This window comes from Clostridium sp. (genome assembly GCF_047718555.1).
Taxonomy (GTDB): Bacteria; Bacillota; Clostridia; order Clostridiales; family Clostridiaceae; genus Clostridium_I.
Genome location: NZ_JBDNRK010000009.1, coordinates 71,035 through 84,838 on the forward strand (window position 1 = coordinate 71,035; position 13,804 = coordinate 84,838).

Sequence of the window (13,804 nt, forward strand, 5' to 3'; positions counted from 1 at the left end):
TCTAGTTTTATATTATATATATATTATATTTTAATGAAAGCTATCTTGAAAGTATCTCTGATATCTCATATAGTCTTTCATCAAATTTCCTTGGCATTGCTAAAGCTTCATCTATATCATCATCGGTTATTTTATTATCTCTTATTCCTATAACTCTTGATGTCTTTCCTTCAATTAGAACTTCTACAGCTCTAACACCCATTCTTGAAGCAAGCATTCTATCAAAGGCAGATGGACTTCCTCCTCTTTGTATATGTCCTAAAATAGTTGCTCTTGTTTCAATACCTGTAATATTTTCAACTTCCTTAGCTAATTCAGCTGAACCACCAATTCCTTCTGCAACTATAATCAGACTATGCATTTTTCCTTTCAATTTCCCTTCAAGAATAGTTTTACATAATTCATCAAAATCATAACCTTTTTCAGGTATTATAACTCTTTCTGCTCCTCCAGCTATGCCTGAATAAAGAGCAATGTCCCCACAATCTCTTCCCATTACTTCAACTATACTTACTCTTTCGTGGGAAGTAGAGGTATCTCTTAATTTATTTATTGCGTCTAATACTGTATTTAAAGTAGTATCAAAGCCTAATGTATAATCTGTATAAGATAAATCATTATCTATAGTCCCAGGAATACCCACTGTAGAAATTCCAAGCTTTGAAAGTTTTTGAGCTCCCATAAAAGATCCATTTCCACCTATAACAACTAATCCATCTACACCAAATACCTTTAACACACCTGCTGCCTTTTTTCTTCCTTCTTCTGTTAAGAATTCAGCGCAACGGGCAGTTCTTAAAATAGTACCACCTCTTTGAATTATATCTGATACGTCTTTTCTTTCCATTTCAAAGAGCTCACCATTTATCAATCCACTGTATCCTCTTTCAACTCCCATAACTTTAAGACCTTTATCAAGAGCAGTTCTTACTACTGCCCTTATGGCAGCATTCATTCCAGGTGCATCTCCACCACTTGTCAATACAGCTATTGTTTTCATACATATACCTCCTACGACCATCATGGACTCAATTTGTCCCACGCAATTTATAAGATTTATTATGAATTAAAAAGTGTCTGTTTAATGGGTAACTATTTACTCCGTCTTTAATTCTAATAGAAATAAGGAAAAACTTCAATGCTTTATGAGAAATATAATATAAAATTTATTATAATATATGATAAATTGAAAATTATCTAGGTTATTTTGTATCAATCTACAAAACGATATCTATAATTCACTAACCTTTTATCAGCATACTTTAAGATTTTCTTCTCCGAATTTTTTTCTCAAAAAATCTAATACTTCTATATCTTCATTTATCCACAAATCCTTTGGAAGCATAAATTTTCTTCTTTCTTTTTTAGTACATATATAAATAGGCGTACTGCCTCTAAATTCTGATAAAAAGCTCCCTATTTCCTTTATAGTATCCACAACTTGATTTTCTTGCTCAATTTGAATATATACTTTAGAATTATTTATTTTTACTAAAGGTTTTATATCTTCACATAAAATTTTGGGCTGCTCCTCTTCTCTAATACTTACCCTACCCTTTATTATTAACATTTCATCTTCTTTTATAAGCATATTAAATTTTTCCAACACTTTAGGGAAAATTATGACTTCAATTGCAGCGTACATATCTTCAATTCTAAAAAATGCCATCATAGAATTATTCTTAGTGATTTTTCTGGTCACCTCTGTCAATATGCCACCTATAATAACTCTATCTCCATCTTTTACCTTATAATTTTCTGAGTCTTCCACTTCCTCTAAGGATTCCTCAACAATTATATCAGATATCTTGGTATTAACGGATATATCTAAAGTTTCCTTATATTCATCTAGAGGATGACCTGAAATATACAGACCTGTCATCTCTTTTTCCATAGATAATATATACTTCTTTTCAAATTCTTTTATATCAGGATACTTTATTTCCATATCTTTATAAGAATTCTCATTATTTCCTTGAAAATTAGAGAATAAACTTATTTGACCATCAATATTTTTCTTTTTTTGATTGCTAATACCATCCATTACCTTTTCATAAACTGCCAAAAGTCTGGATCTATATATTTTAAAATAATCAAAGGCCCCTACCTTTATAAGACTTTCTACCGCTCTTTTATTTACTTCTCCAATATCTACCTTATTACAAAAATCAACTAAGCTAGTGAATGATCCCTTTTCTTTTCTCGAATTAACTACACTTTCTACCACATTAACGCCTACATTTTTAACTGCTGCCATACCAAAACGTATTTTATCGCCTTTAACCGTAAATCTTGAAAAGCTTTCATTTATATCTGGAGGCAAAACCTCTATATTAATTTCTTTAGCAAACCGTACATAATAAGCCACCTTTTCATTATTTCCCATAACACTGTTCAGCATAGCTGCTATAAATTCCGTCGGATAATATTTCATAAGATAAGCAGTTTCATAGGCCACTACAGCGTAAGCTGCCGCATGAGATTTATTAAAGGCATAACTTGCAAAGTCCATCATTGAATCAAATATTTTATTTGCTGCTTCTTCTGAGATACCTTTTCTGAGACAACCCTCTACTTCAACAGTTCCATCCTCTGCTGTAATACCATGTATAAAATTATGTCTTTCCTGCTCCATTACGTGATGTTTTTTCTTAGACATAGCACGTCTTACCAGGTCACTTCTACCCATAGAATATCCTGCAAGATCTCTAACTATCTGCATTACCTGCTCCTGATAAACCATACAACCATAAGTTACATTTAATATAGGTTCCAGTTCAGGCGTTATATATTCTACTTTTTCTGGATTATTCTTATTCTTTATATATCTTGGTATCTCATTCATAGGACCAGGTCTATAAAGACTTATACCTGCTATTATGTCCTCCAAATTGTCTGGCTTAAGTTCTTTCATAAAACTTGTCATTCCTGGAGATTCAAGTTGAAATACTCCTACAGTTTTCCCATCGCCCAGCATCTTATATACTTTTTTATCATTAAAATCTATAGCATCTAAATCTATTTTTTTGCCTTTATTATCTCTTATCATATTTATAGCATCTCTTAGAACTGTAAGGGTTCTCAGTCCTAAAAAATCCATTTTCAGCAGTCCAAGTTCCTCTAAAGTACCCATAGTAAATTGACTTACTATAGCATCTTCATTTCTAAGAAGGGGTACATAATTGACTAAAGGCTGTGATGCTATAACTACTCCAGCAGCATGAGTTGAAGTATGCCTTGGCAGCCCCTCTAAATCTCGTGCAACATCAATAAGAACTTTAACTTTCTCATCTTCATCATAAACTTGTTTAAGTTCCTGATTGATTTCCAGTGCCTTGTCAATAGTTATATTAAGCATGGATGGTATCATCTTAGCTATTCTATCCACTTCTGCATAGGAATAATTCATTGCCCTTCCTACATCTCTTATACAAGCTCTAGCTGCCATAGTTCCAAAGGTAACAATTTGAGAGACATTATTTTTCCCATACTTTTCAACTACATAATCTATAACTTCTTGGCGCCTTTCATAACAAAAATCAGAATCTATATCCGGCATAGATACTCTTTCAGGGTTTAGAAATCTTTCAAAAATAAGATTATACTCTATAGGATCTATTTTTGTAATTCCCAATGTATATGCCACTATTGACCCTGCACCACTTCCTCTTCCAGGTCCTGTCATTATACCATTTTCCCTTGCGAATCTTATAAAGTCCCAAACTATGAGAAAGTAATCTACATAGCCCATTTCTCTTATTATTCCAAGTTCATAATCCAGTCTTTGTGTTAATTTCTCTGTTATAGGATTATATCTTTTTTTCAATCCATCATAGCAAAGCTCTTTCATGTATTCAAAGTGATCTGTACCTTCCGCTAATGGGAAATTAGGTAATTTGGATTTATGAAATTCATAATCAAAATTACATTCCTCTGCAATTTTACAGGTATTCTCTAAAGCCTCCTGTACATAGGAAAACTGATTATACATTTCCTCTGGTGATTTTAGATAGAATTCATCAGAAGCATACCTCATTCTATTTTCCTCATCCACAGTTTTTCCCGTCTGTATACAAAGAAGAACATCATGAGATTTATAATCTTCCTTATTTATATAATGCACATCATTTGTAGCCACTAGAGGAATTTCAAGTTCTCTTGACATATTTACCAACTCTTCATTCACCCTAAGCTGTTCATCAATTCCATGATATTGAAGTTCAAGGTAAAAACCATCTTTGAATATTTCCTTATAAAAAAGCGCTGCTTCTTTTGCTTTTTCCTTATTATTCTTTAATATTTTAGATTGTACTTCTCCACCTAGGCATGCACTAAGAGCAATTATCCCTTTGCTGTGCTGCCTTAAAAAATCATGATCAACTCTAGGCTTATAGTAAAAGCCTTCAATAGAAGCGGAAGACACTATCTGCATTAAGTTCTTGTAACCCTCGTCATTTTTTACCAGAAGTACAAGATGATAAGTTTCATTTTCCTTATCTGGAGTCTTTATATGCATGGATTTTCCTGCCACATAGACCTCACAGCCTATAATTGGCTTTATTCCCTTTTCCTTAGCTGCTTTGTAAAAATCAACTACTCCATACATAGCACCATGATCAGTTATGGCTAGACTTTTCATCCCCAGTTCTTTAGCCCTTGAAATGAGCTTACCTATTTTACCAGAGCCATCCAAAAGGCTATACTCCGTATGAACATGGAGATGAACAAAATCCTTATATGAACTTTCTTTCTCCATTTAAATTCCCCTCTACTCTTCAAAATCAACAGAAGCAGATCCTTCTAGCATAGGCCTTAAATATTTCACCACATCATTAACATGTGCTGGATGAACCTGATATTTATCCATATCTTCTCTAGAATCAAACTTAGTAATTAGTGCTATATCATAGGATCTCTCTGAATGAACTACATCTTCCCCAACTTTAATTTCCCTTAAGAATGGTATTTTCCCATCCAGCGAAAGAAGTAACTCCTTACCCTTTTCAATATTAGATCTATCTTTTAATTTAAAAAATACAATATGTGTAAACATAATATAAATTCCTCCTTATTTATTTTTTAAGTACTTTAGCAGATAACATGAGTTTGGAAATTAATTCTTTATTGCAATCAAACATATCTACCTGTACTTTAGAAAAACTTCTTCCCAAATCTATTATTTCAGTATATACATCAATAACACTATCCATTTGAACTGGCTTCATAAAATAAGTAGTAATACTGTCCACAGAAACATTTATATTATTTTTCTGCCTCAAGGTCATAATTCCCATAGTAGACAATAGCATATTTAAAGAACTCCAGGAGGCTGTTCCTATAACATCTAACATTTCAGCTATTATCTTTCCATTAAAATGCATTTTTCCTATAGCATTATACTCATATTGAAAATTTTTAAGTATAATATCTTCAAGAGTTTCTCCTACCTGTGGCTGCCTCAATGCATACTGCAGTGCCTTAATAACATCTTCTCTATCTACAATACCAACTAATTTCCTATCTTCCATTACCAGAGCTAACTCTACACCACCCCAGCCCATAATATGAGCTGTATAGGCCACTGTAGTTTTTGGAGCAACAGTCATTATATCCTTATTCATAAACTTGCTTATAACTTCATCATTTTCTATGTCTATATCTATGTCCTTAAGAGTAATTACACCTACTATTTTCTTATTACGATCAAGTATTAAATATTTATCACGTTTAGTAGTTCTTAATCGCTCTCTCCAGCTTCCTACAGTATCATCTACGTTCATATAATTTACTTCTGATTCCATAATGTCCTCTACTAAAATAATATCTTTTTTAATAAGGCTTTCTGATATAGCCTTATTAATCATAGTAGCTATAGTAAAGCTATCATAGGATGAGGATATTACTGGAAGTTCTTTTTCGTTTGCAAGCTGCTTTATGGTTTCTGTACATCCAAAGCTTCCTGCTATTAAAACGGCGCAATTGTTCATAAGTGCAAGACTTTGAATATCTTCTCTGTTACCTACAATTATAAGTGACTCGGGACTAATATATTTTTTTGCAGCATCATAGGTCATTGCACCTATTAAGAATTTATCCAGAGTTTTATAAATACCATTTTTTCCTCCAAGTATTGTACCTTCAACTATATTTACAACTTCTGCATAGGTTAAAGTCTCAATACTTTTTTTCTCTACCTTATCAATCTTAATTGTGCCAACTCTTGGTATAGTAGTAACAATTCCCATAGAATCGCATTCTTTAATTGCCCTATAAGCAGTTCCTTCACTAACTGAAAGTTCATTTGCTATACTTCTAACAGATATTTTAGTACCTGATTTAAGTGAAAGCACGTAATTTATAATATCTTGATGTTTCGACATAAATTTTTATCTTCCCTCTCTTCTGAGTTCTCCTGCAATTTTTTCAATTCTTCTAAGTCTATGATTAACTCCCGATTTTCCCACAGGTGGATCAAGCATTTGACCTAATTCCTTAAGTGACTCATCTGGAAAATTCAATCTAATTTCTGCTATCTCCTTGAGATTCTTAGGAAGTCTTGAAAGTCCAATTTCTCTTTGAATGAGCTTTATGCTTTCCACCTGCCTCACTGCTGCATTAACAGTTTTACTAAGATTGGCAGTTTCACAATTAACAAGTCTATTTACATTATTTCTCATTTCTTTCATTATTCTTATATTTTCAAGCTCCAAGAGACTGCTGTGAGCACCAATTATATTCAATAAATCTACTATTTGCTCTCCCTCTTTTACATATACTACAAAACTACTTTTTCTCTGTATAACTTTAGAATTTAAACCAAAGTCATTAATTATCTTACTAAGTTCCTTTGAGTATTCTTCATTATGAGTAACGAATTCTAAGTGATAGGTCTTTTCAGGATTGCTAATGCTCCCTCCGCCTAAAAAGGCCCCTCTAATATATAATTTTTTACATTCCTCTTCTTCCACTATTCTCTTTGGAATACTATAATCTAATGATATAATACCATTAAATTCCTTTAATACACATACTTCTTTTAAAATATTCCTTACGCCCATTTCCTCACTTATATGAACTATATATACATTGTTCTTCTTTAAAGAATTACTCCTTTTCACCATAAGCTTTGTATGTATATTAAAATGATCTTTTAACAACTTAAATATCAGTCTTGCTATTGCAGGGTTTTCTGTAATAATCCTAAAACTTATTTTTTTATTTCCTATCAATGAAAGTGTGCCACTTGCTTTCATTATAGCTGATAATTCTGCTACAGCTTCTTTTTTTGAAAAATCGGTAAACCTGCAAATCTCGCTTTTTACCTTGGATGAAAACGACATATATATTCTACTCCCCATTTATTTTTGATTTATTATTTTTTTGAGATGCTTTGTTTTCTTTTAACCTCTCAGATAAATAGAAGTATTCAATAATTTTCTTTCTATCATAGAATAATTTTTTATCCATAATTGTTTCAACTAATATATCCGCTAATCTATCTGAATCATGTCTAACATATCCGTTCTTAATCTTTATGAATTTTCCTTTAACTGTCCCTACTCCCATTTTTTTTAATGCATCTTCATCAATATTAACTAATTCTGAAGTCTTTTCAAGATATTTATCCTGAAACACTTCATCTATTTTTTCAGTATTTATAACTGTATAATCCACTATGCCTTCTCCTCCATGCTTATATATAGCTTTTATATGATCGGAAACAGAATATCCATCCGTTTCCCCCGGCTGTGTCATTATATTGGAAACATATAGCTTCAAGGCTTTTGTTTTCTGAAGTGCAGAAGATATGTCCTTCACCAAAAGATTTGGAATTACACTGGTATAAAGGCTTCCCGGTCCCAGTATTATTGCATCGGCTTCTGTTATAGCTTCAATTGCCTCCTTCAATGCGCTTACATCTTCAGGGTTTATAAATATTCTCTCAATGGCACTTTCATATTGTTTTACAGCTTCAGGTATATTTGATTCACCTTCCACTATAACACCATTTTTTAGTTCTGCCTTTAAAGTTACATTTTCTAAGGTTACAGGCACCACCTTACCAGTTACCGCCAATACAGAGCTCATTTTTCTTACTGCCTCTTCAAAATTACTTGATAATCCATCCATAGCTGCAAGAAATAAATTACCAAAGCTTTGGTTTTTAAGCCTGCCATCTTTAAACCTATATTGTAAAAGTTCTTCCATTAAAGGTTCGGTATCTGATAGGGCTAAAATGCAGTTTCTTATATCCCCAGGTGGAAGCATACCAAGATCTTCTCTCAAATCTCCTGATCCACCTCCATCATCCGCCACTGTAACAATAGCAGTTATATTAGAGGTATAATATTTTAATCCTCTAAGCATGGTAGAAAGTCCTGTGCCGCCACCTATTGCAACAATTTTAGGTCCTTTTACAAGTAATCTTTTTTCATATATGAGATTTCCAAGTTTTCTTGAATCTAAGGATACATTTAAATATCCCTTGTTTATCAATGCAATAATAGATTTCATTCCCTGAGTCACTGACATATAAAGTATAAAAGCCCCGCTTATTACTAAAAAAACATAATAAGCTGAATATTGCTTGCTATAGAATCTGCTTTTATTGATAATTTCAGCTAAGCCAAAGGTAATAAGCATAATACCCATAATTCCAAGCATTACCCATCTTTTAACCTTAATGCCAGGTCTAATCCAATCTATCAGTTTCATAGTTTTTTACCACCTTTATTCACATCTTCGTTGATATCTCGGTGATCTACATTAACGTTATAATTAGCGGTCTTTAACTTTTCATAAATAGAATTTGCTATAGTAACAGATCTATGCCTCCCACCAGTACAACCAATGGAAACTATAAGTTGTCTTTTTCCCTCTTTTAAATAATGTGGAATTAAATATTCAAGCATATCAGAAAGTTTATCAATAAATACTCTTGTTTCCTCAAAACTAAGTACATAATCACTTACCTGCTTATCATTTCCCGAGAAATTTTTTAAATCTGGTATGTAAAATGGGTTTGGTAAAAATCTTACATCAAAAACCAAATCTGAATCCACAGGTATTCCATATTTAAATCCAAAAGACAATACTGTTACAATGAGTTGAGTCTCCATTTGTCCTTCCTGCTCGTATATTTGAGTTATTTTTTCCCGTAATTCTCGAGTGGTAAGATTAGAGGTATCTATAACATTATTTGCCCTATTTCTTACTTGTTTTAATTTTAATCGTTCCAGTTCAATACCTGTTATTACTCTTCCCTGAGGTGCAAGAGGATGTTTTCTTCTTGACTCCTTATATCTTTTTACAAGTACTTCGTCACTGGCATCTAAAAATAATATCTCATACTTATATCCTGCATCTTCAAGCTTACTAAGATTGTCAAATAAATCATGAAAGAATTCTCCACCTCTTATATCTATAACTAATGCAATTCTATCTATTTTCCCTTCCGCTTGAAAGCAGGCTTCTGCAAACTTTGATATTAGGGTAGGTGGTAAATTATCTACACAAAAATATCCCAAATCTTCTAAACTTCTTATTGCATGAGTTTTCCCCGCTCCTGATAATCCTGTAACAATTACAAATCTCATAAAGGCCTGATTTATTTATATTAAATTAAATAGAGTTTATTCGATATTAATAAATCAGGATTTTCACCTGCCTTTCTAATCTATTTTTATAAAATAAAAATATTATAATAGCCTTATAATTATAACATAAACCTGCTAACCATGAAAATTCTATATTTTAAAATTTAAGCATCATTGACTTATTATTTTCCTTACCATCACCTACCGTAACACTTCCATAGCCATAAAGGTTATTTTCAAATAAAAATAAAGGTTATTCTTAAAGTTTTTATATTAAGAACAACCCTTCAATTAATTTTCTTTATTTTCAATTACCTTTATTATATTATATAATGTTCTATTTACAGGGGTATCCACTTTGTATTTATTTCCAAGTTCACATACCGTACCTGCAAATATATCTACTTCTGTTTTCCTTCCGCTTTCAATATCCTGAAGCATTGAAGTCCTGCTATTTGGATTCATATTATATAATACTTCATACCACTTTTTAATATCATCATTATTTAAATTTACACCTGTTTTCTCAGATAATTTTACTACTTCCATCATTGCTGAATCCATAAGATTTCTTGCTTCAGTATTGCTTTGAAAAACACCATATTTAGCCTTTAATACTGCTGAACATTGATTTATACTAACATTAATCATAAATTTCCACCATAGAGCGTGAAGCATATCTTCCGGAATTACATAAGGTATCCCAGCCTTTTCAAAAAGCTCTTTTACTGCCACAACTCTTTGTGAATAATTAGTATTATTTTTTTCACCAAAGGTTATATTTCCATAGCTGGAGAAATTAATATTATTTCCATCACGATTAGCATCAATTGCCACACATAGTGAATATAATATTTTGTCCATGCCAAAGGTGCTGCCAATTATCTCTTCACTGGTAATTCCATTTAATAATGATAGAATAATAGTATTTTCACCCACATGGTTTTTAATATCTTCTATAGCCTTATGTAACTGATTTGACTTTACAGTTATTATAATCAAATCTGCTGGTTGGCACTTCTCTTCTGGGGTTACATATTGAAAATTGTATTTTTTACCATTAATAAAAAATCCATCTTCTCTATATCTTTTTACCCTTTCACCACCTGCTATAATTTTTACAGCCTCAGGATCCATGTCATATAGCTTGCTGCCATAAGCGCAGCCAATAGCTCCTAATCCTATCAATGATATGTTTTTTATTTTCCCCATGATACAACCTCCCAGCCTATTAATTGCAAAAATTTAATTGTTTTTTTCATCTTCCTCTTCCCCAATTATTCTTACTTCCGGGTGAAGTTCTACATTAAATTTTTCTTTAACAGTATTCTGTACTATTTCTATTAAATCAAGTATATCTCTTGCCTTAGCATTACCTTTATTTATTATGAACCCAGAATGCTTCACTGATACTTCAGCATCTCCTACTGATTTTCCTTTTAACCCACTATCCTGAATGAGTTTTCCTGCAAAATACCCAGTTGGTCTTTTAAAGGTACTTCCCGCAGATGGATACTCCAAAGGCTGCTTTTCTCTTCTTCTTTGCATAAGTTCATCTATTCTATTTTTAATTTTTTCATAATCACCTTTTTTAAGCTGAAATGTAACTTCTAAAACTACATAATTATTTTTTAATATAGCACTCATTCTATATTGAAGTTCCAACTGTTCTTTATTAAGTCGTAAAAAATTTCCATGTCCATCCAATACTAATGAACTTTCTACAACCATAGACATTTCTCCATCATAAGCACCTGCATTCATAGCCAAAGCCCCACCTATGCTTCCTGGAATTCCGCAGGCGAATTCTAGTCCAGTAAGACTTGCATCTCTAGCCACTCTACTTGTTTCTGCTATAGTAGCGCCCCCTTGGGCATTTATTTTTTCACCATCCACAGTAATTTTATCTAATTTTGTAAGTTTGATTACGACGCCCCTAATACCACCATCTTTGACTAATAAATTGGACCCATTGCCTATTATATAAAAAGGAACCTTATAATCCTTACATAATTTTATTATATTAATTATTTCATTATAATCAATAGGGGTAACAAGTACATCTACAGGACCGCCTACTTTAAATGAAGTATGTTCTTTCATTTTAGCATTAAGTTCTATGTTTTTTTCATCTATTATCCTTCGTAGTTTAATCAAAAAATCATTAAAATGCTTCATATTGAATCTCCTCAAAAATATTCATATAAAGATTAGTATAATCTATACTTCCATTGTAATCAAGAATAAAATCTTTAAATTTGCATTATTTTCTAAACAATTTATTATTTAATTTAACTTAAAATTATACTTTTTTAGACCTTTTACGATGATTTCAACTATTTTGATTTATTAAAATAGTCTAATATGCTATTTGCTGCCTTCGTGTCAATTGAGTCAGTACCTACTAGCTCCTTATAAGAAGCCTTCTTTATATTGTCAATACTGCCAAATTTTTTTAGAAGTTCCTTTCTCCTCTTGGCTCCTATGTTTGGTATATCCTCTAATATTGAATGAAGAATCCTTTTATCTCTAAGACTTCTATGGTAGCTTATAGCAAATCTGTGGACTTCATCTTGTATCCTTGTGATAAAATGCATTACATTAGAGCTTTTCTTTAAGTATAATTCTTCATTATTATATATGATTCCTCTTGTATTGTGTTTATCATCCTTAACCATACCACAAACAGGTATATCAATATTTAAATTTCTTAAAACCTCTAAAGCTATATTGATTTGTCCAAGTCCACCATCCATAAGTATAAGATCAGGAAAAACACAAAATTTACCTGCACTTAATGCTAAATTTTTCTCTTCTATAGCTTTAACTTCATCCAAGCCTCTTTTAAATCTTCTGGTAAGAATTTCTCTCATACTATCATAATCATTGGCACCCTTAACTGTTTTAATTTTAAATCGTCTATAGTCACTATTTTTTGCTTTTCCATTTTCAAACACTATCATGGAACCAACAGAATCAACTCCTTGAATATTAGAAATATCATAAGCTTCAATTCTATGAGGTAAGTCTTCAAGATTTAATATATGCGCTAAGTCCTTTAAAATTTCTTTATGTAGTGCTTTATCCTGCATTATCTTTAACTTGAATTGATCTAGAGTAGCAGTAGCATTTTTCTTTACCATCTCCAGCAGATTCTTTTTATCACCTTTTTGTGGAATTCTAAGTTCTACCTTTGATCCCCTTTTCATAGTAAGCCACTGTTCTAACAATTCTGTTTCCAATATTTCTGGTACATATATAGTTTTGGGTACAAAAGCCGTTCCACCATAGAACTCTTTAATAAACTGTGAAACAATTACCGCCTTATTTTCACCAGAGGTATTTTCAAGCATAAAATGCTCTCTCCCGACTATTTTCCCATTTCTTATAAAAAATATATTTACACAGCTGTCCTTTTCATCACTGTCCAGATTTATGAAATCCTCATTTTCAAAACTTCCTGTCATTATTTTTTGTTTTTCCCTTATTTTCTCTAGAGCAGCAATCTTATCTCTTAAAGCAGCTGCTTTCTCAAATTCCAGTTCTTCTGAAGCCTTCTCCATATCAACTTTAAGTTGCCTGACCACTATGCTATCCTTACCATTTAAAATATTAATAATCTCTCCTACAGTTTTACCGTAGTCTTCTTTATTTATAAATCCTGCACAAGGAGCAGTGCACAAATTTATATGATAATTTAGACAAGGTCTTGTGATATCACCATTCTCCTTTATGACTCTTTTGCAGGTTCTTATGGGAAATATCTTTTTTATAAGTTCCATAGTTTCGTATACTGCTGAAACATCTACATAGGGTCCAAAATATTTTGATCCATCCTTTGCAATAATCCTTGTTACAAATATTCTTGGAAAATCTTCATTGGTAGTTATTTTTATAAATGGATAGTGCTTATCATCCTTAAGTAAAATATTATATCTTGGCTTGTATTTCTTTATAAGATTACATTCCAAAATCAAAGCTTCTATTTCAGAGTCTGTAACAATATATTCAAATTCAGCTATATTTTTTACCATAGCCTTTACTTTTTCAGAATGATTTTTTGAACTTTGAAAATACTGTCTAACTCTATTTTTTAGAATTTTAGCCTTTCCTACGTATATAACTTCACCTAAAGAGTTTTTCATGAGATAAACTCCTGGTTTATCAGGCAAAAGCTTTAACTGATAACTGAAATCAAACATTGGTTT

Annotated in this window: 10 protein-coding genes; all 10 read right to left on the bottom strand. The window is 31.8% G+C overall.

All coding sequences use genetic code 11. The features are described 5' to 3' along the window. Positions 1 to 40: 40 nt before the first annotated feature. Positions 41 to 1,000 (bottom strand): 6-phosphofructokinase, encoded by a 960-nt coding sequence (pfkA, locus tag ABF633_RS05795; protein WP_415522701.1) that lies wholly within the window; start codon positions 998 to 1,000, stop codon positions 41 to 43. A gap of 252 nt (positions 1,001 to 1,252) precedes the next feature. Next, the gene (locus ABF633_RS05800; RefSeq protein ID WP_415522702.1) at positions 1,253 to 4,756 is read right to left on the bottom strand and encodes a DNA polymerase III subunit alpha; all 3,504 of its coding nucleotides are present in this window, start codon (positions 4,754 to 4,756) and stop codon (positions 1,253 to 1,255) included. A 12-nt stretch (positions 4,757 to 4,768) separates the two neighbouring features. Beyond that, positions 4,769 to 5,053, bottom strand: a complete 285-nt coding sequence (locus tag ABF633_RS05805; RefSeq protein WP_415522703.1) for a Dabb family protein — start codon at positions 5,051 to 5,053, stop codon at positions 4,769 to 4,771. A 19-nt stretch (positions 5,054 to 5,072) separates the two neighbouring features. Next, positions 5,073 to 6,380: a DRTGG domain-containing protein gene (locus ABF633_RS05810; protein WP_415522704.1), complete on the bottom strand. Its 1,308-nt coding sequence runs from the start codon at positions 6,378 to 6,380 to the stop codon at positions 5,073 to 5,075. 6 nt (positions 6,381 to 6,386) lie between these two features. Beyond that, a complete protein-coding gene (gene whiA / locus ABF633_RS05815) occupies positions 6,387 to 7,340 on the bottom strand; it encodes a DNA-binding protein WhiA (RefSeq protein WP_415522705.1) in 954 nt (317 codons plus the stop codon). A gap of 7 nt (positions 7,341 to 7,347) precedes the next feature. Continuing rightward, positions 7,348 to 8,715 carry a gluconeogenesis factor YvcK family protein gene (locus ABF633_RS05820; protein WP_415522706.1) on the bottom strand — a complete coding sequence of 456 codons (1,368 nt, stop codon included), beginning with the start codon at positions 8,713 to 8,715 and terminating at the stop codon, positions 7,348 to 7,350. Beyond that, positions 8,712 to 9,596, bottom strand: a complete 885-nt coding sequence (gene rapZ, locus ABF633_RS05825) for an RNase adapter RapZ (RefSeq protein ID WP_415522707.1) — start codon at positions 9,594 to 9,596, stop codon at positions 8,712 to 8,714. The genes ABF633_RS05820 and rapZ overlap by 4 nt, the downstream gene beginning before the upstream one ends. Positions 9,597 to 9,887: 291 nt before the next feature. Further along, positions 9,888 to 10,808 (bottom strand): ketopantoate reductase family protein, encoded by a 921-nt coding sequence (locus ABF633_RS05830; protein WP_415522708.1) that lies wholly within the window; start codon positions 10,806 to 10,808, stop codon positions 9,888 to 9,890. A 33-nt stretch (positions 10,809 to 10,841) separates the two neighbouring features. After that, positions 10,842 to 11,774 (bottom strand): UDP-N-acetylmuramate dehydrogenase, encoded by a 933-nt coding sequence (gene murB, locus ABF633_RS05835; protein WP_415522709.1) that lies wholly within the window; start codon positions 11,772 to 11,774, stop codon positions 10,842 to 10,844. 158 nt (positions 11,775 to 11,932) lie between these two features. Next, complete coding sequence (uvrC, locus tag ABF633_RS05840; RefSeq protein WP_415522710.1) at positions 11,933 to 13,798, bottom strand: excinuclease ABC subunit UvrC; 1,866 nt, start codon at positions 13,796 to 13,798, stop codon at positions 11,933 to 11,935. Positions 13,799 to 13,804: the final 6 nt, after the last annotated feature.

What these genes read in the sequence shown, in the direction of transcription:
- pfkA (WP_415522701.1), bottom strand. Translation starts at nt 1,000, where the DNA reads ATGAAAACAATAGCTGTATTGACAAGTGGTGGAGATGCACCTGGAATG.
- ABF633_RS05800 (WP_415522702.1), bottom strand. Translation starts at nt 4,756, where the DNA reads ATGGAGAAAGAAAGTTCATATAAGGATTTTGTTCATCTCCATGTTCAT.
- ABF633_RS05805 (WP_415522703.1), bottom strand. Translation starts at nt 5,053, where the DNA reads ATGTTTACACATATTGTATTTTTTAAATTAAAAGATAGATCTAATATT.
- ABF633_RS05810 (WP_415522704.1), bottom strand. Translation starts at nt 6,380, where the DNA reads ATGTCGAAACATCAAGATATTATAAATTACGTGCTTTCACTTAAATCA.
- whiA (WP_415522705.1), bottom strand. Translation starts at nt 7,340, where the DNA reads ATGTCGTTTTCATCCAAGGTAAAAAGCGAGATTTGCAGGTTTACCGAT.
- ABF633_RS05820 (WP_415522706.1), bottom strand. Translation starts at nt 8,715, where the DNA reads ATGAAACTGATAGATTGGATTAGACCTGGCATTAAGGTTAAAAGATGG.
- rapZ (WP_415522707.1), bottom strand. Translation starts at nt 9,596, where the DNA reads ATGAGATTTGTAATTGTTACAGGATTATCAGGAGCGGGGAAAACTCAT.
- ABF633_RS05830 (WP_415522708.1), bottom strand. Translation starts at nt 10,808, where the DNA reads ATGGGGAAAATAAAAAACATATCATTGATAGGATTAGGAGCTATTGGC.
- murB (WP_415522709.1), bottom strand. Translation starts at nt 11,774, where the DNA reads ATGAAGCATTTTAATGATTTTTTGATTAAACTACGAAGGATAATAGAT.
- uvrC (WP_415522710.1), bottom strand. Translation starts at nt 13,798, where the DNA reads ATGTTTGATTTCAGTTATCAGTTAAAGCTTTTGCCTGATAAACCAGGA.